The 17,170-nt window shown below is 66.9% G+C and carries 18 protein-coding genes and 1 pseudogene; 7 read left to right on the top strand and 12 right to left on the bottom strand.

Annotation, left to right across the window (positions count from 1 at the left end; all coding sequences use genetic code 11):
- Window positions 1–81: 81 nt before the first annotated feature.
- Window positions 82–429, bottom strand: coding sequence for an ArsC family reductase (locus OVA11_RS11455; RefSeq protein WP_268067512.1), 348 nt, complete (start codon window positions 427–429; stop codon window positions 82–84).
- Here OVA11_RS11455 and OVA11_RS11450 point away from each other — a divergent pair.
- A pseudogene (locus tag OVA11_RS11450) lies at window positions 428–550 on the top strand (hypothetical protein); the annotation flags it as partial. The gene OVA11_RS11455 and the pseudogene OVA11_RS11450 overlap by 2 nt on opposite strands.
- Here the strand turns inward: OVA11_RS11450 and OVA11_RS11445 are convergent.
- On the bottom strand, window positions 525–1,103 hold the full coding sequence (locus OVA11_RS11445; protein ID WP_268067511.1) for a 2'-5' RNA ligase family protein: 579 nt from the start codon (window positions 1,101–1,103) through the stop codon (window positions 525–527). The pseudogene OVA11_RS11450 and the gene OVA11_RS11445 overlap by 26 nt on opposite strands.
- A gap of 123 nt (window positions 1,104–1,226) precedes the next feature.
- On the opposite strand from OVA11_RS11445, the gene OVA11_RS11440 reads away from it, so the two are divergent.
- The 4 genes from OVA11_RS11440 (at window position 1,227) to OVA11_RS11425 (ending at window position 5,007) form a co-directional block, all read left to right on the top strand.
- Window positions 1,227–1,610: a BlaI/MecI/CopY family transcriptional regulator gene (locus OVA11_RS11440; protein ID WP_268068951.1), complete on the top strand. Its 384-nt coding sequence runs from the start codon at window positions 1,227–1,229 to the stop codon at window positions 1,608–1,610.
- A complete protein-coding gene (locus OVA11_RS11435) occupies window positions 1,600–3,075 on the top strand; it encodes a M56 family metallopeptidase (protein ID WP_268067509.1) in 1,476 nt (491 codons plus the stop codon). The genes OVA11_RS11440 and OVA11_RS11435 overlap by 11 nt, the downstream gene beginning before the upstream one ends.
- 70 nt (window positions 3,076–3,145) lie before the next feature.
- Window positions 3,146–4,675 carry an FAD-dependent oxidoreductase gene (locus OVA11_RS11430; protein WP_268067508.1) on the top strand — a complete coding sequence of 510 codons (1,530 nt, stop codon included), beginning with the start codon at window positions 3,146–3,148 and terminating at the stop codon, window positions 4,673–4,675.
- Window positions 4,676–4,677: 2 nt separating this feature from the next.
- Window positions 4,678–5,007: a hypothetical protein gene (locus tag OVA11_RS11425; protein ID WP_268067507.1), complete on the top strand. Its 330-nt coding sequence runs from the start codon at window positions 4,678–4,680 to the stop codon at window positions 5,005–5,007.
- An 87-nt stretch (window positions 5,008–5,094) separates the two neighbouring features.
- On the opposite strand, the gene OVA11_RS11420 is transcribed toward OVA11_RS11425, so the two are convergent.
- From OVA11_RS11420 to OVA11_RS11410, 3 genes are all read right to left on the bottom strand, one after another.
- Window positions 5,095–5,550 (bottom strand): DUF2147 domain-containing protein, encoded by a 456-nt coding sequence (locus tag OVA11_RS11420; RefSeq protein ID WP_442780889.1) that lies wholly within the window; start codon window positions 5,548–5,550, stop codon window positions 5,095–5,097.
- A gap of 229 nt (window positions 5,551–5,779) precedes the next feature.
- Entirely contained in the window at window positions 5,780–6,328 is a 549-nt protein-coding gene (gene lacC, locus OVA11_RS11415; RefSeq protein WP_268067506.1) for a lactose 3-dehydrogenase subunit gamma LacC, read from the bottom strand.
- Complete coding sequence (locus OVA11_RS11410; RefSeq protein ID WP_268067505.1) at window positions 6,328–8,067, bottom strand: GMC oxidoreductase; 1,740 nt, start codon at window positions 8,065–8,067, stop codon at window positions 6,328–6,330. The genes lacC and OVA11_RS11410 overlap by 1 nt, the downstream gene beginning before the upstream one ends.
- A 151-nt stretch (window positions 8,068–8,218) precedes the next feature.
- Between OVA11_RS11410 and OVA11_RS11405 the strand changes: the two genes are divergently transcribed.
- Window positions 8,219–9,064 carry a 3-keto-disaccharide hydrolase gene (locus OVA11_RS11405; protein ID WP_268067504.1) on the top strand — a complete coding sequence of 282 codons (846 nt, stop codon included), beginning with the start codon at window positions 8,219–8,221 and terminating at the stop codon, window positions 9,062–9,064.
- A gap of 3 nt (window positions 9,065–9,067) precedes the next feature.
- Here OVA11_RS11405 and OVA11_RS11400 read toward each other — a convergent pair whose 3' ends face one another.
- From OVA11_RS11400 to OVA11_RS11380, 5 genes are read right to left on the bottom strand one after another with little or no spacing between them, the layout of a single operon-like run.
- Window positions 9,068–9,430, bottom strand: a complete 363-nt coding sequence (locus OVA11_RS11400; RefSeq protein WP_268067503.1) for a c-type cytochrome — start codon at window positions 9,428–9,430, stop codon at window positions 9,068–9,070.
- A 26-nt stretch (window positions 9,431–9,456) separates the two neighbouring features.
- Window positions 9,457–10,512, bottom strand: a complete 1,056-nt coding sequence (locus OVA11_RS11395) for a sugar phosphate isomerase/epimerase family protein (RefSeq protein ID WP_268067502.1) — start codon at window positions 10,510–10,512, stop codon at window positions 9,457–9,459.
- Window positions 10,512–11,642, bottom strand: coding sequence for a Gfo/Idh/MocA family protein (locus OVA11_RS11390; protein WP_268067500.1), 1,131 nt, complete (start codon window positions 11,640–11,642; stop codon window positions 10,512–10,514). Before OVA11_RS11390 ends, OVA11_RS11395 begins: the two co-directional genes overlap by 1 nt.
- Window positions 11,642–12,628 (bottom strand): sugar phosphate isomerase/epimerase family protein, encoded by a 987-nt coding sequence (locus OVA11_RS11385; protein WP_268067498.1) that lies wholly within the window; start codon window positions 12,626–12,628, stop codon window positions 11,642–11,644. The genes OVA11_RS11390 and OVA11_RS11385 overlap by 1 nt, the downstream gene beginning before the upstream one ends.
- On the bottom strand, window positions 12,629–13,870 hold the full coding sequence (locus OVA11_RS11380) for an MFS transporter (protein ID WP_268067496.1): 1,242 nt from the start codon (window positions 13,868–13,870) through the stop codon (window positions 12,629–12,631).
- 176 nt (window positions 13,871–14,046) lie between these two features.
- On the opposite strand from OVA11_RS11380, the gene OVA11_RS11375 reads away from it, so the two are divergent.
- Window positions 14,047–15,054 carry a LacI family DNA-binding transcriptional regulator gene (locus tag OVA11_RS11375; protein ID WP_268067495.1) on the top strand — a complete coding sequence of 336 codons (1,008 nt, stop codon included), beginning with the start codon at window positions 14,047–14,049 and terminating at the stop codon, window positions 15,052–15,054.
- Here the strand turns inward: OVA11_RS11375 and OVA11_RS11370 are convergent.
- Together OVA11_RS11370 and OVA11_RS11365 are read right to left on the bottom strand one after the other, a co-directional pair.
- A complete protein-coding gene (locus tag OVA11_RS11370) occupies window positions 15,051–15,836 on the bottom strand; it encodes a 3-keto-disaccharide hydrolase (RefSeq protein ID WP_268067493.1) in 786 nt (261 codons plus the stop codon). The genes OVA11_RS11375 and OVA11_RS11370 overlap by 4 nt on opposite strands.
- An 86-nt stretch (window positions 15,837–15,922) precedes the next feature.
- Window positions 15,923–17,047, bottom strand: coding sequence for a CapA family protein (locus tag OVA11_RS11365; RefSeq protein ID WP_268067492.1), 1,125 nt, complete (start codon window positions 17,045–17,047; stop codon window positions 15,923–15,925).
- Between the last annotated feature and the right edge of the window lie 123 nt (window positions 17,048–17,170).

Here is a 17,170-nt window from a genome sequence, read left to right as displayed (position 1 = left end):
CCCCACTGATAGACCGAACCGCCCGGGCATGTCGTCTTAAACTTCGCCCGGGAGGCGACGAACGATATTCGTCGGCGCCCGTCAGCCGAACGCGGCGGCGTACCAATCCGGCTTGAAGCCGACCACGCGCCGACCGCCAAGGTCTAGAATGGGGCGCTTGATCATCGAAGGTTGGGCCAGCATCAGGCCAACCGCCTTGGCGGCGTCGAGATCCTGGCGGTCCGCGTCCGGGAGCTTTCGGAACGTCGTGCCCGCGCGATTGAGCACAACCTCCCAGCCCAGCTCCGCAACCCAGGCCTCAAGACGCGGTCGATCGATTCCCGCGGCCTTGTAGTCATGGAAAGCATACGCCCGACCGTGATCGTCGAGCCATTTGCGGGCCTTGGAGACCGTGTCGCAATTCTTGATGCCGTACAGGGTGGGAGTCATGACGAGGTCCGTGCCGGGTCGAATCGAGGCTTCGCTCCTTCCTGCCATCGAACCGGCTCAGAGCAACAGACTGATCCGCCCCGCGCCGGCCAGGATCAGCCCAGGTCCCACTCGCGCAGGATGACGTGCTGGGTCCGCCCAAGCTTGCTTTGCACCAGGGCAAAGCGGCTCACCGTCCAGCTGATGGGCGTGATCGCCTGCTCCGGCAGCACCTGCCGGTCGTAGAGCAGGGTGATGTGCGGCGTGAAACTCCGATCGGGTCGAAGCGCGGCGCCCGCCATCTTCTCTCCCAGAGCCTTCTGGAAGGCGATAAGCGACTGAAGCCCCTCCCCGCCCTGCAACGTGAAGGGGTTGTTGCCGGAGCGATTGGCGAAACTGGCGGCCCGATCGAGCACCACCTCGAACGCCCCGGCCTCGACGGCGTCGCCAGCGAAGCGACCTTTGCTGACAATGTCGTTGGGCAGGCCCGCATAGTCGCCCAGATGATGCAGGGTGATGTGGAGGCGGTCGGTCTGGAGAAGCGGGCCGGCCAGTCCGGACGCCCGTTTCAGTCGCGCAGCCTCCAGCGCGATGCGTTCGGCCGTCTGCCGGTCAGGATACAGCAGGAACATCAGCCGATCCGTCGGCGTGGGCGACTCAAGTCCCGGCAAGCCGAGCTGAAGCGTGTCTGGCATGTACGACTCCTCCGCACTCGAGCGTTAAGCCGCTTCGCTTGCGCGTCCAACGCTGCATTACATTTCGTTTACGCGCGTAATCGATCGCTTGACGAAAGCGTTTACGTGCGTAATCGTCTGCTCATGGAAACGACATCACAACGCATCAGCGGCGCCGAAAGCGAAGTCATGAAGGTGCTTTGGGCCGACAGTCCCAAGCCGGCCGAAGAGGTTCTGGCCATCCTGGCCAAGGACCACGGTTGGGCCGAAGGCACGGTGAAGACCTTGCTGAACCGCCTGCTCAAGAAGGGCGCCATCGCCGCCGACAAGGACGGGCGCCGCTTCCTCTATCGCCCCCTGATCGGCCGCGAGGACTATGTGGACTCCGAGAGCCAGGGCCTGCTGGACCGCCTGTTCGACGGCCGCCTCGCCCCGCTGGTGAGCCATTTCTCCAAGCGCGAAAAGCTTAATCCCGAAGACGTCGCCGAACTGCGTCGCCTGCTGGAGAAGATCGACGATGGTCAGTGACATCCTTCTGTTCCTGGCCAAAGCCAACCTTGCGCTCGCGGCCGCCGTGCTGCTGGTGCTGGTCCTGCGTCGGCCGGTCCGAAAGGCCTTCGGCGCGCGCAACGCCTATGCGCTGTGGCTGATTGCGCCGCTGTCGATCCTGGCCCTGGTGGTCCCGGCGAGAACCATCGTCCTGCCGCCGCCCTCCCCCGCGGTCTCTGCGCCAGCGATCGCGGCCTCGCCGGCGCCGCAGGCGCAGTCGGTCGCCTCCGCGACGTCGCCGCAAGCCGCGTCGGCGGTCGCGATCCCGATCGCCGAGATCGCGCTGGGGCTTTGGTTCATCGTCGCGTTCGGCGGCGTGATCCTGCAGGTCGAGCGGCAGCGTCGCTTCGTGCGTTCGCTCGGCGTGCTGACCTTTACGGGAGACGCTCGCCTGGTGCGCTCCGACCGGCCCGGCGTCGGCCCCGCCGTCATCGGCGCCCTGGCGCCCTGTGTCGTCCTGCCGGCGGATTTCGACCAGCAGTACACAGCCGAGGAGCAGGCTTTGATCCTGGCGCACGAGCGCAATCACCTCGCCGTCGGGGACGCCCAGATCAACGCGGTCGTCACCGCCCTGCAGTGCCTGTTCTGGTTCAACCCCTTCGTCCATCTGGGCGCGGCCGCCCTGCGCATCGATCAGGAGATCGCCTGCGACGCGGCGGTGCTGGCCCGCCACCCCAAGACCCGCCGCGCCTATGGCGAAGCCATGCTGAAGACCCAGCTGGCCGCCTGCGCGCCTCCGCTGGGCTGCCACTGGCCAGCCTCGGCCAACAAGCAATTGAAGGAGCGCTTCACCATGCTCACACACCACACCGCCGACCGCCGTCGTCACCTCGCCGGAGCCGTCGCCGTGGCCGTTCTTGGCCTCTCGACCGCCGCAGCGGCCTGGGCCACGCAACCGCCCCGCACCGTGCAGCAATCGCCGGAGGAGGCGCGTCGCGCCGTGGCCCGGCATCTGGGGCGGCCGCTCTATGACGCGGTCGACCGCAAGGACCTGCGGTCCGTGCGCGAGCTGATCGCGCTGGGCGCCAACCCCAACCATATCGTGCGCGGTGACGGCTCGCCGCTGATCGAGGCCGCGCGCAGCGGACAGGCGGACGTGGTCCGCGCCCTGCTGGCCGCCGGCGCCGATCCCAACCTCGCCGTGCGCGGCGACGGCAACCCGCTGATCCAGGCCTCCCTGGCCGGTCGCCTCGATATCGTGCAGGCCCTGGTCGAGCGTGGCGCCGACGTCGAGTCCTTCGTTCCCGGCGACGAGACGCCGCTGATCGGCGCCGCCCGCCGGGGCGACCTCGCGGTGGTCAAGTACCTCGTCGAGCGTGGCGCGGACGTGAACCGCGCGGTCGTGGCCAATCCGGGCGAGATGCGCTCTCCCCTGGGCATGGCCCGCAAGAACGGCCACGGCGCTGTGGTCAGCTATCTGAAGAGCCGGGGCGCTCGCGACTAGATCGCGAGGCGCGCGGCCAACGCCGCGCGCGCCCCTTCTTACCCTCCCGACAATCAGCGAGTTTTCAACGATGGCGATCATCGACGCCCGCGCCTTGCCTGACGCCAGTCTCCTGGAAGCCGATCTCGTGATCATCGGCGGCGGTCTGGCCGGCATCACCCTGGCCAAGGAACTGGCCGGGGGCGCCTTGAAAGTGGTCGTTCTGGAAAGCGGCGGCCGCGAGATGGAGCCTGAAACCCAGGCGCTCTACGCCGGCGCCTGTGTGCAAAAGGCCGACGGTAACAAGGACCGTCCCCTCGACGCCTATCCGATCCAGTCGCGGGTGCGCGCGCTGGGCGGCTCCGGCCATGTTTGGGGCGGCAAGTGCGGCCCGCTGGACCCGGCCGACTTCGCCGAGCGCGCCTGGATCCCCTACAGTGGCTGGCCGGTCAGCCGCGAGACGATGCAGCCCTATTATGACCGCGCCTGCGACCTGCTGGAGATCGACCGCTTCCCCCTGGAGCGCCCGAATGCAGCGGATCCGAACCTTCAACCCTTGGCGCTGGACGCCAAGGACGGCTTCTTTCCTGCGCCCCGGGTGTTCTCTCGCATTTCGGGTCGCGCTAATCGCCTGGCGTTCGATCGCTTTCGTACGACGTTCGCCGAAGCGCCCAACATCGACGTCTACCTCTACGCCAACGTCGTCCGCATTCGTCGCGAGCGGAACACGATCAGCGGCCTGGACATCGCCTGCCTGGACGGTAAGCGTCACACCGCCAAGGCCAAGCGCTACGTCCTGGCCACGGGTGGGATCGAGAACGTTCGCCTGCTGCTGGCGTCCGACAATCTGGGCAATCGGCACGACCTTGTCGGCCGCTTCTTCCAGGGCCACCTCACCTACTCCAACGATAGCGACACCCAGCGCGAGGGGTCGGCCTTCGCCGCGTCCCGCGCCGGGCCGCTCGATCTCTACGCACCGGCGGCGCGCTACGGGGACCATTGCGTGATCGGCGCCGGTATTGCAGCCCAGAAGCGGATGAAGACCGGCAACTTCACCGCCACGCTCTTCCGGGCGAACTTCTCGAACGCCGACCCCGCCGTCGCTGCCGAGACCCAGACCATCAGCAAGGCCAGCGCGCAACTGGACAAGGGTCAGGCCCGATCCAACCTGCTCGGCTTCTTCGCCATGACCGAGCATTTTCCCAATCCCGACAGCCGTATCACCCTGGATCCCGACCACAAGGACGCGCTGGGCATGCCGCGTATTCGGCTCAACTGGGTGCATGGGCGCAAGGACTATGCGGACCTTGAGAAGACGATCGGCGGGCTCGCCAACGCCTTGGGCGCTTCCGGTGAGGGGCGGCTGTGCTGGTCGCTGCGGCCAGACGAACTGTTGGCGTCATCGAACGCCTCGCGCCACCACATGGGGACCACGCGGATGCACGACGATCCCAAGAAGGGCGTCGTCGACGCCAATGGCCGCCTGCACGAGGCCGACAACCTCTATGTCGCCGGGAGCTCGGTGTTCCCGACCTCGGGGATCGTCAATCCCACCCTGACCATCCTGGCCTTGACGATCAGGCTGGCCGATCACCTAAAATCTGCAAAGAAGGCCGCCTGATCATGAGCACCCGTCGCGATCTCCTGGCTGCGCTGGTCACCCTGGCCGCAGCCCCCTCTCTCGCCAGCGCCACACCCGCCGCGCTTCCGCCTGATCTTGACCCACAGGCAGTGCGCCGCATCGGCGCGGCTTGGCTCAAGAACAATCCCGGCGCGACGGCCAAGGCCCTTGCGGCCAAGCTGTTCCCACGCGGACGCAGCCCAGACGCCCTAGCCCGACTACGCGCCGCCACTACGGCGGACTTCCGCTCGGGCGCGGTTTTCGACCATCGCGGTTGGCGGCTTTCGAACACCGAAGGCGCCCTGTTCGCCCTGATCTCCCTCGAGGCCTGATCGCGGTCTCCGGGCGCGCGGGGCTCTCAATCAAACGCTTAGAGCGTGGCTCGCGCCGAAACCGGTTCCCACTTTCGGCGTCACGCTCTACAGCGCGCGCCCGGTGAAGGCGGCCGTCTCGACCCGAGTCCAGACCTGCGACTTGCACAGGAAGTTCGGCAAGAGGCAGCCCTTGGCGCGCAAAGAGGCGCGACTAAGCAGGCGCACCTGACCTGAGAACGTCATGTTCAGGTCCGGCACGAAGACCTTGCCCTTCCACTCGTTGGCGCCCGAGGACGAGAAATCGCGCAGCAATTGCATGCCGACGAGACCTCGATTGCTGCCCTTCTTGGCGTCGGCCTGGGCCTCGGCGTTCGCCCAGACCACATAGCCGCAGGTCTCCGGCCCGCAGGGCTTGATCTCGATATGGACGCTGCCCTTGGGATTGCGCCAAACACCAAAGACGTCACTGGACTGCGGCGTCGCGGTGTCCGCCGCCAGAGCCGGCGCCGCGGCGCTCACCAAGACGGCGACGATGGACGCCGAGCACAACTTCCGGATCATCGCGGTCCTTTCCAGGGTCACCTAGACTACTCGCCACTAGAGCTTGACGCCAAAAGTGGGAACCGGTTTAGGCGCCAGTCACGCTCTAAGAGTTTGACCTAGAGCCTCGTTAGCCCGTCAAAACGACTCCGTTTTGACGGGTGGGGCTCTAGGCTAGACGCTGACAGGATCAAGGAGAAGCCGCCAGAATTACGGCGCGGCGACGCGATAGACCCAGCCCGAGCCCAGACTAGCGCGTAGCCCACCCCCTGCCGATCTCCGCCAGCGGCACACAACCGTTATACGCTCCGGGCACGGGATCGTATTTCAGCGCCAGGGTCGCGCCCGGCTCCGATGTGAAGTAGCCGACGGTGACGTAGTCTTCGAGCAAAGGGAAGAAGTGTCCGCGAGTCGAGGTGGCGGTCTCGCGGTCATAGACATTGAGAAGCGCGACCTGCTGTTCAGGCGACAGCGCCACGAACAGCTTGCCGTGGGCGGCCTCGGCGTCGGCGTCCATGCGGGCGAACCCGGCCGTCAGTTGATCGATCTCCCACTTTTCACAGTAGTTGGCCATCGCGCGGTCGATGAACTGCGGCACGCCCGCCTCCCGAGCGCCCGGCGTGTCGGTGGCGGGGATGATCAGCTCGGCCACGACGTCGAGAATCCGGGCCTGATGGGGAGTGAGCGCGGTCGGCGTCCAGCTCAGCGCCGTTGTCGCTGCGGCGCTACCTGCCCACCCGGTGGCGGCGGCCCCGACCGTCAGGGCCAAGCCGCGAAGGGCGTCACGTCGGTTCAGCATCACAGCTCTCCCCGCTTACGGGCGCGCACCGCGTGGTCAGCGGCGCGGGCCGTCAAGGCCATATAGGTCAAGGACGGGTTCACGCATGACGCCGAGGTCATCGCCGCCCCGTCGGTGACGTAGACGTTCTTGCACTCGTGGACCTGATTATGCGCGTTCAGCACCGAGGTCTTGGGATCGCGCCCCATACGCGCCGTGCCCATCTCGTGGATGCCAAGGCCGGGGGCGAAGCCTCTGTCGTGGCCGCGCACGTTCTTGAAGCCTGCGGCCTCGAGCATCTCGGCGGCGGCGGCCTGCATGTCGCGGCGCATCGCCATTTCGTTATCGCGCATGGTGACGTTCAGCGTCAGCGTCGGCAGGCCGAACTTGTCCTTCACATCGTGGTTCAGCGTGGCTCGATTATCGGCGTACGGCAGCATTTCGCCAAAGCCGCTCAGGCCCATGGTCCAGGGCCCGGGCTGGCTGAGCGCAGCCTTGCGCGCCGCGCCGAAACCGCGCCCGCCCTGGCCCTGATCACGCTCCCAGGTCGCGCGCCCGGCGCCGCCCTGATAGCCGAAGCCCCGCAGATAGTCCGAGCGCTTGGTGGCGTCGTCGCCCAGATTGCGGAAGCGCGGCACGTAGATACCGTTCGGCCGGCGCCCCGAGAAGTACATGTCCGCGAATTCCGGCGCCTGGCCCGAGGCGCCCACGCCCAGATGGTGGTCCATGATGTTGCGACCCAGCTGGTCGCTGGCGTTGCCGAAGCCGTTCGGGAATCGCGAACTGGTCGAGTTCATCATGATCCAGGCCGAGCTCAGCGCCGAGGCGCAGAGGAAGATCACATCGGCGTGGAATTCCTCGTCCTTGAGCGTCTGCGCGTCGAGGATGCGCACGCCGCTGGCCCGCCCCTTGCGCTCGTCATGGATCAGCTCGGTGACGATAGAGTTGGGACGGATCACCAGATTGCCCGTCCGCTCGGCCGCGATCAGCCCGCCGGAATTGGAGCTGTAATAGGCGCCGAACGGACAGCCTCGAATACAAAGGTTGCGGTACTGGCACTTGGTGCGCCCCAGCGCGAGCTGCTCCTCGGTAGGATCGGTCAGGTGCGCCGTGCGCCCGATCGTGACGCGCCGCTCGGGGAAACGCGCCTCGGACCGCGCCTTGAAGGCCTTCTCAACGCAGTTCAGTTCCATCGGCGGCTGGTAGTGGCCGTCCGGAAAATGCGGCAGGCCCTCGGCCTGCCCGGAGACGCCGATGAAGCGCTCGACATGCTCGTACCAGGGCGCGAGATCCTCGTAGCGGATCGGCCAGTCGACCGCGATCCCTTCGCGAGCGTTGGCCTCGAAATCGATCGGGCTGTGGCGATAGCTCTGCCGCCCCCAGGTCAGCGAGCGGCCGCCGACATGATAGCCCCGGATCCAGTCGAAGCGGTTCTCCTCGGTGTAGGGGTGCTCGTCATCCCGCACAAAGAAGTGCTGGGTGTGCTCCGTCATCGTGTAGCCGGTGCGCCGCTGCACCTTGTAGTGCGCGCTCAGCTCGGCCTCTGGGAGCTTGCCCTGCGGATACTTTGATTGCCACGGGTCCAGCATCGCCGTGGGATAGTCGTCAAGGTGACGCACCATGGGTCCCCGCTCGAGCACAAGGACCTTCAACCCCTTCTCGGTCAATTCCTTGGCCGCGATGCCACCGGTAATGCCACTGCCCACCACGATGGCGTCGTAGGTGTTCTTACGACGCGCGCGGCCATTCAGGTTGGCCATGTTCGCTCCCTTCGCAGTCGCTCAACGGACCGCATCGAGATGCTTCACGCAACACGACACCAACCCCGGCGACCTCGTCATTCTTGCCTGGAGGCTTCCATGAAATGGGTTACATTGCAACAAAGCTCGGCGGTTCGACCGAGGTGATACGATGCGGGGGAGACGCGCCGTGGTCTGGATGAAGCCGTCACGGGACTGGGCCAGCTTTGGGCTCGTAACAGGGCTCGCGCTCGGCTTGGCCGGCGCATCTCACGCCGAAGAGGTCCGGGCTGGACCGTGGCGCTCGCTTTTCGACGGCGAGACTTTGAACGGCTGGACCGCGAAGGTCGCCAGGCATCCGGTCGGCGATAACTACCGTCAGACCTTCGTCGCCGATCAGGGCGTGATCCGGGTCTCCTATGCCGGCTACGACAAATTCGACAACCAGTTCGGCCATCTGTTCTACAATACCTCGTTCAACGCCTACCGCCTGCGGCTCACCTACCGCTTCCTAACCGAGGGCTTGCCGCTCGACACCCCCGGCTGGGCGCGCGGCAACAGCGGGATCATGTTCCACAGCCAGACCGCCGACAGCATGACGGTCGATCAGCCCTTCCCGGTCTCGATCGAGTTCCAGCTTCTGGGCAAGGATGGCGACAAGCCCCGCCCGACCGGCGCGGTCTGTACGCCCGGGATCACCATCACGATCGACGGCGCCAAGGTCAAAGAGCACTGCACGCCGCCGGCCAACGGCCCGACCATTCCCAACGGAACCTGGGTGCGGGCCGAGCTCGAGGTGCTGCCCAGCGGCGAAATCACCCAGAAGATCAACGGGGTGATCGTCCACCGCTATGCGGGCGCGGCGCTGGACCCGGACGACACCGTCGCGGGCGGGGCCAAGCCCTACATCCTGGTGCGCGGCGCACAGCCCGTCACTGGCGGCTACATCGCCCTGCAGAGCGAGGGCGCTCCGATCGAGTTCAAGGACATCGAGATCCAGGAACTGACCCCGCGCTGAGGCCTACTTCTTGACGCTGGACAGATAGGCGATCACCGCCGCGCGCTCGGCGTCATTGGGCGCGCCCAGCAGCATCTTGGTGCCCGGCACGACCTTGGTCGGAGCCTTCGAGTAGGCGTCGAGCTTGTCAGCGGTCCAGGTGATGCCCGAGTTCTTGAGGGCCGCGCTGTAGGCGTAGCCCGGGACACTCGCAGCCTTGCGACCAACCACGCCCGCCAAGGGCGGTCCCATCTTGCCCGGCGCGGCCTGCACCGCATGGCACATCCCGCAGCGCTGCTCGAACAGCTGCTGTCCCGACGGCGCAGCGACCGCGCTGGACGCCAAACCTACGAACACCGCTGCGAGGGTAAGCCGAACCTTCATCAACCAACTCCGTCAGAACTCAGCTTCGACTATAGGCCAAGAAGCCTTCGGTTACGTCCGGCGTCCGAACCCGCGCTCGCGAAATCGTCGAACGCCTTGTCCGTCACCCGAATGATATGGTCCCGGATGAACGGCGCGCCCTCGGCGGCGCCCTGCTCGGGATGCTTGAGGGCGCACTCCCATTCCAGCACCGCCCAGCCGTCATAGTCGTACTGCGCCAGCTTTGAAAAGATCGCCTTGAAGTCGACCTGGCCGTCGCCCAGCGAGCGGAAGCGCCCTGGCCGGTCGACCCAGCCCTGATAGCCGCCATAGACGCCTGAGCGCGCGGACGGCCGGAACTCGGCGTCCTTGACGTGGAACGCCTTGATCCGCTCGTGGTAGCGGTCGATGTAGGCCAGATAGTCCAGCTGCTGCAGCACGAAGTGACTGGGATCGTAGAGGATATTGGCCCGAGGGTGGCCGCCCACCTCATCGAGGAAGCGCTCGAACGTCGCGCCGTCGTGCAGGTCTTCGCCCGGATGGATCTCGTAGGCCGCGTCGACGCCGTTCTCGTCGAAGACGTCCAGGATCGGCTTCCAGCGACGCCCCAGTTCGGCGAACGCCTCCTCGATCAGGCCTGCCGGCCGCTGGGGCCACGGATAGAGATAGGGCCAGGCCAGGGAGCCCGAGAAGGTCGCGTGCGCCTTCAGCCCCAGGCGCCGACTGGCGACCGCTGCGGCCTTCACCTGCTCGACCGCCCAGGCTTGCCGCTCTTTTGGCTTGCCCCGCAGTTCCGGCGGCGCAAAGCCGTCGAACAGCTCGTCATAGGCCGGGTGAACAGCGACCAGCTGTCCCTGCAGGTGCGTCGACAGCTCGGTGATCTCCAGGCCGTACTCGGCCAGCAGCCCGGCGATGTCATCGCAATAGGTCTGGCTCTCGGCGGCCAGGGCCAGATCGAAGAACGAGTCCGCGCCCCCCGTCGGCATCTGCACCCCAACATAGCCGAGGCTCGACACCCAGGCGGCCATGGTCTCGAGCTTGTCGAACGGGGGCGTGTCGCCGATGAACTGGGCCAGGAAGATGGCAGGCCCCTTGAGCGTCTTCATCAGCTTTCTCCCTGGAGCGACACCCAGCCCGCATCGTCGCGGCTGGCCGCAACGGCGCGCTCGACAAAGGCCATGCCGCGCACGCCCTCGCTGATGTCAGGCACGAGGCCGCCGTCACGACCTTCGATGGCGTCAGCGAAATCACGGTAGATCGTCGCGAAAGCCTCGATGAAACCCTCGGGATGCCCGGTCGGCAGGCGCGTCACCGCCCGCGCCGCTGGGCCAAGATAGCCCGAGCCCGCGTGCAGCACATGGCTCGGGCCCTCCAGCCAATCCAGCGTCAAGACGTTGGGGTCCTCGTGCGACCAGGTCAGGCCGCCCGTCTCGCCATAGACGCTGATCGTCAGGCCGTTGCGGGCGCCGGCCGAGATCTGCGAGGCGATCAGCACGCCGCGCGCCCCGCCCTCGAACCGAAGCAAGACGTTGCAGTCGTCGTCGAGATCGCGACCCGGCACGACCGTCGCGACATCCGCGCACAGTCTCTCGACCCGCCGCCCCGTGATGAACTCGGCGATGTTGAAGGCATGGACGCCGATGTCGCCGATACAGCCGCCGACGCCCGATTGTTTTGGATCGGCCCGCCAGCTGGCCTGCTTGTTGCCGGCGTCGCGCTCCAGCGGTGTCGACAGCCAGCCTTGCGAGTACTCGACAACGACCTTGCGCACCGCGCCCAGATCGCCGCGCGCCACGATCTCGCGCGCCTCGCGCACCATCGGATAGCCGGTATAGGTGTAGGTCAGGCCGTACTGCTTGCCCGAGGCGGCGACGATCTCGGCCAGGCTTTGCGCCTCGGCGAGGTTCAGCGTTGCGGGCTTGTCGCTGATCACATGCAGCCCGGCCTTCAGCGCCGACGCGGAGACGTCGAAATGCAGGTGGTTCGGCGTCACCACCGAGACGAGTTGAACGCCGTCGGGGCGCGCCCGCTCGGCCGCGAACATCGTGTGGTGGTCCGGATAGACCCGGTCGGGCGCCACGCCCCAGGCGGCCGCCGCCTGGGCGCTCTTGGCGGGGTCCCGGCTGAACACGCCCGCCACCAACCGGATGCGGCCGTCCAGCTCTGCGGCCATCCGGTGCACCGGCCCGATGAACGAGCCCGGACCGCCGCCGACCATGGCCATCGGGAGCGTCATCAGGCGACCACCTTGGCGAGGTAGTCGAAGCTGATCTTGGCCGCCTCCAGGCGCGTGAAGGCGAACGGGGGCTCCTGCTCGTAGTAGAACCCGCGGATCCCGGCGTCATAGGCCGCCGGCAGCAGCCGCTTCCAGTCGATCATGCCCGAGCCCACCTCGGTCGGATCCTGCCGCAGCTCGAAGTTGGGCTTGGTGCTCGGCTTGACGTCCTTGACGTGCATCTGGGTGAAGCGCCCCGGATAGGCCTTCAGCAGTGCGAACGGGTCCTGGCCCGCCGCCGTCACCCAGCCGGCGTCGAGCTCGAAGGTCACCAGCGACGGATCGGTCCCCTTCAGCAGGATGTCCATGCCGGTGGTTTCGCCGCCCTTGGCGTCCTTCAGCGGCGCGAACTCGAAATTGTGGTTGTGATAGCCGGCCAGAATGCCCGCCTTCTTCAGGATCGCGGCCTTCTCGTTGAGGAAGTCGGCGTTCCACTTCCACTCATCGGCGGTCATCTGCACGCCCGCCTGGCGCAGGTCGGCCGCGCCCATACGCTCGGGGATGTAGAAGATCGGCATGATGGCCGACTTGGCGCCGATCACGTGCAACTCGTCCGCCAGCTTGGCGAGGTCACCGGCGAAGCCGTTGGGTCCCTTGGGCGAGACGTGGGCGCTGGGGCAAACAAGGCCGTGCCGGTCGAAGGCCGCGCGCAGTTCGGCGGGCGTACGCCCCAGATACCCGGCCAGTTCGACCGTCTTGAAGCCGATCTTGGCCACCGTCGCCAGTTGCGCGTCGAGCTCTTTGGCCAGATCTGGGCCCAGGCTGTAGAGCTGGATGCCCACGGGCTGCTTGCGACGCTGGAAGAACGGCAAGGCGCTGGCGCCCGCCGCCCCGGCTAAACCCGCGCCCATCGCGGCGGCGCCGGCGGCCAGCAGGCCGCGACGCGACAGGCCCTGGCTCTGATTATCGAAGGCGGTCATGCGCATGGGGATCACCTTTCCTGACATCTAGGCTTGGGCCGAACCGGCGGCGGGTGAAGCGGAATCCGCCTCCGAAACAGGTCCCCGCGTGGGCGGGCGGAAGAACAGCCCCAGCAGGCAGACCGCCGCCAACGCCATGGCGGTCGGCACCAGGAACAGGGTCGTGTAGTCCACCGTCCCGTCGATGGTCAGGTGGCCGATCAACGCCGGGAAGATGAAGCTGGCGGCCACATTGCCCACACCCAGGATCAGCAGGTTGAACAGACCCTGCGCGCTGGACCGCACGTCCTTCGGGAAGACGGCGTCGACGAAGATGTACACCGTGGCGAAGAAGAAGGCGTAGCAGACGCCGTGCAGCAGCTGCACCGCCACGATCACCGGCACGCTGTCGGCGAAGTAGGCGAAGACCGCAAAGCGCGCGGCGTGGCCCAGGACCCCGACGATCATGGTGACCTTCCAGCCCAGCTTGGCCAGCACCCGGCCCAGCAGCAGCATGGTGATGATCTCGGCCACCTGGCCCAGGCTGAGCACGACCATGCTGAGGTTGCCGGCGATCCCGACCCGGTTTGTCAGGAAGGCGTCGGCCATCACGAAGTAGCCGTTGTGAATGACGGAATCGATGAAGGTGACGATGAACAGCACAAGCACGAACGGGACGCCCAGCAGCTTGACCGCGCGACGCCAGGCCAGCTTGTCGACCCCGTCATCAGCCTTGCGCGGCGGGGTGTGCGGCAGGGTCAGGGCGTAGCCGGCGAAGACGAACGAGACGATCGCCGCCACCAGGAAGATCCAGCGGACCTGCTCCACCGTCGCCTGAGCGCCCAGCAAGAACACGAAGGGCCAGCTGACCAGCACCCAGCCCACCGTGCCGCCCATGCGAACCCCGCCAAACCCGGCGGCCGGGTCGCGCAGATTGGCGAAGGCGATCGAATTGGTGACCGACAGTGTCGGGACATAGACGAGGCTGAAGATGAGGTAGCAGGTAAAGAACGGCCAGAAGCTCGTCGAGAAGGCCGTGCCCAGCAGCGCCAACCCGCCGATCAGATGGCTGACCGCCAAAAAGCGCTCGGCCGAGAAGTTCCGGTCGGCGAACTGGTTCGAGAAGAAGATACCCACCAGGGCCGCCACGCCCCAGGCGCTGCCCACAAGTGATTGCTGCCAGGGCGCAAAGCCCAACATGCCCATGTAGGGGAAGATCTTGGGCGCCCAGGCGCCCCAGATCGCCAGCTGCAGCACCATCATCACGAACAGACGCAAACTCGTCGCCATGCCCTCGTCCTCCCCGACCCCTGGGCGGCGAGGTTCTATCCATAAGGACGTGCGCCGCTCCAATGTAATCGAATTCATGGATAACAGGGGTCCGCCATACCGGCAACCGCCTGAACGCCGCTTCCGGCGCTTGGCCGCCCTTGCCAAGCCTTCGGCGACCCGCCAGTGTCCGCCCAATGGCCACCATTCAAGACGTCGCCCGGGAAGCGGGGGTCTCGACCGCGACCGTGTCGCGGGTCTTCAGCGCGCCCGACCTAGTGCTTGAGCCTACGCGCCAGAAGGTGATGGAGGCGGTCCATCGCCTGGGCTACGAGCCGAACTTCGCGGCCAAGAGCCTGCGCACCCTGCGGACCGAGAAGATTCTGGTCACGGTGCCGGACATCTCCAATCCCTTCTTCTCGCAGGTGATCCGCGGCGTCGAGGAGGCCGCGCTGGCCGCAGGCTATTCAGTGCTCTTGGGCGACACGCGCCACGAGGAGGCGCGCGAGGAGCAATATGCGCTGATGTTCCGGCGCAAGGAGGCCGACGGCTTGATCTTCCTGGGGCATCGGCTTCCGGACGTCCTGGCCGAGCTGCTCGCCGCCAAGGGGCCGCGCACGCCGATTGTCAACGGCTGCGAGTTCCGGCCGGGGCTGGCCGTCTCGAGCGCCCATATCGATAATGAGCGCGCCGCCGCCGAAGTCATGGATCACCTTTATGGCCTGGGTCACGTCCGGGTCGGCGTGGTGACGGGCCCGCTGGCCAGCCCGATCAGCAGCGACCGGCTGGCGGGCGTGCTCTCGGCCGCCCAGCGCCACGGACGCGCCAGCGCGCTGCGGATAGCCATCGGCGACTTCTCAATCGAGTCCGGCGTCCGACAAGCGGGCGAAATACTGGACGAACCCGGACGACCGACGGCGATCTTCTGCTTCAGCGACGAAATGGCCATGGGCGCCATGGAGGCGATCCGCCAGCGCGGCCTGGATTGCCCTCGCGACATCTCGCTGGTCGGATTCGACGATATCCGTTTCGCGCAGTACCTGCATCCCAAGCTGACCACGGTGCGTCAGCCCAAGGAACAGATCGGCCATGAGGTCGTGCGACTGTTGCTCGACATCCTCGCCGGACGATCCACCGCCCTGCAGAACATAACCCTGCCCCACCAGTTGGTGGTGAGGGACAGCACCGCCGCGCCGCCCGCTTAGCGGGGCGTCAGCTCTCGGACCCAGATGTTGCGGAAGCTGATTGGAATGCTGGGGTCGCCGTGCGCCTGCAGCTTGATCGGCGACGGGCCGTGCGCCTTGTAGGCAGGCTTGCCGATATAGACGGTCTCGCCCGCCAGGATCGCGTTGTCCTGCACCAGCACGCCGTTGTGCAGCACTGTTGCTGAAGCGGGTTTGGTCAGCGCACCATCGGCCCCGAACACCGGCGCGCGCCAGATGATGTCGTAGGTCTGCCACTCGCCGGGCTTGCGATTGGCGTTGGCCAAGGGCGGATGCTGCTTGTAGACGGCGCCGGCCTGGCCATTGACGTAGGTCGCGCTCTGATAGTTGTCGAGAATCTGCACCTCATAGCCCTGGTCGCGCGAGCCGGTGGAGGCCAGAAAGACGCCGCTGTTGCCACGCCCCTGGCCGGAACCGGCGATGTCGGCGGGAATGCGCCATTCCAAGTGTAGCTGATAGTCGCGGAACGTGCGCTTGGTCTCGATATTGCCCCGCGCCTTGTCGACGGTGATGGCCCCGTCCGCGACCGTCCAGCCCGCTGGAGACTTGTCCGCCACTGTGACCCACTGATCCAGGTTGCGGCCGTCGAACAGGATGATCGCATCCGACGGGGCCCCGCCCGGCGCGGACGCCGGCGTCACCACCGCAGGGACGGGCTTCCAGACTTCGGTGTCTTCGGGACGAGTCTGAGCCGAGGCTGCGGCGCTCAGGAGCGCCATGCCGACCGCAAAGCTCGCCAGACCCATGATCGGCTTGATCGTCATCCGCCCTGCTCCCTAGAGCCGGCGTTCTTTGGCCGGCAAGGCGGGCAAGATTGACCAGCCCGCGCCGCGCCGCAAGCCAGGGAGGCTCAACCCTTGAGGGGAGCGGTCCAGACCGCGCGAGACCCTCGCACGTCAAAGGCCGCCGAGCCCAAAGCCAGGGACCGTGCATTCATACGATCCAGAATGATCCGCGCCTGCGAGGGCGACGCCAAGGTCGGCATGCCGCGCGTGGCCATGTCCTCGGGGCCGCCCAGTCCGATCTCGTTCATCACGATCGGCGTCATTTCGAAAGCCTGGCAACGCCCGCGCTCGAACGAGGCCTGCACGATGACGCTCTCCCAGCATTCGGCGGCGTAGGCGCCCGGCGGCTTCTCGGTCTGGAAAATGAAGTTGCCCAGTCCAAAAAACAGCGGCGCGCCGTCATGGATCTCGATCCCCTGCAACAGGGGGGCGCCATGCCCGACGAACACCGAGGCGCCCGCCGCGACGCATCGGTGCGCGAACGCCCTCTGCCAGGCCGGCACGTCGGCCTGGTTCGGCTCCCAGTCGTGATTGTGCTGATAGGCAATGACGACCTCGGCGCGGCGCTTGGCGTCGGCGATGGCGGCCAACACCCGCTCGGCGTCGTCCTCGCGCGGGAGACCTGAGGCGTCGCGGCGCAGTTCATTCACTCCGGGACGCGCCATCGTCGCAGCGCCGCCCTCGCGCACCTTGCCCGTGGCGAAGGCGACCAGCGCCACCGGCCCTGCTGGCGTCGGCGCATAGGCGGGCGCGGCGGCCCGGGCGAGATCACGCCCCGACCCCGCCGACACCAAGCCGGCGCGCTCAATGGCGTCGACCGTATCGAGGATCCCGCCGCTCCCCAGGTCAAAGGCATGGTTGTTGGCGGTGGCCAACAGACGAAGGTCCATCGCCTTGAGCGCATCCAGCACCGCCGGCTCGCCAGCGTGCAAGGTCAGGGCTTCGCGCGTCGGTGCGCCGGCGCGGGGCCCCTTGATGACGGTCTCGAGGTTGGTGAAGCCAAGATCGGCCCTGGCCAGCGCGCGCGCCACCGCTCTCCGTCCGGGCCACTGGGCGTCGGTCGGGGCGTGCTCGATGAGGGCCTGCCCCACGAGCGCCAGCCGCACGCGACGGGGCTTGGCGATCGTCGGCGTCGCGGCCAAGCCCAGCGCCCCAAGCAACAGACTGCGTCGATCCATCTCAGCCCCCAAGCTTTTCGTCTGAGACCTTAGGCCGAACCGCGAAAGGCCAGCCACAGCATGCGCGCGCGGTATGGCGTGATGATCGCCGCCTATACCATTGTCGGCTTTCAGGGGCGCTGCCAGGGTCGCCGA

The organism is Caulobacter sp. SL161, from assembly GCF_026672375.1.
In the GTDB taxonomy this organism is placed as follows: domain Bacteria; phylum Pseudomonadota; class Alphaproteobacteria; order Caulobacterales; family Caulobacteraceae; genus Caulobacter.
Note: the sequence above shows the minus strand (reverse complement) of the source record. Positions and strands in the feature narration are given on the sequence as shown.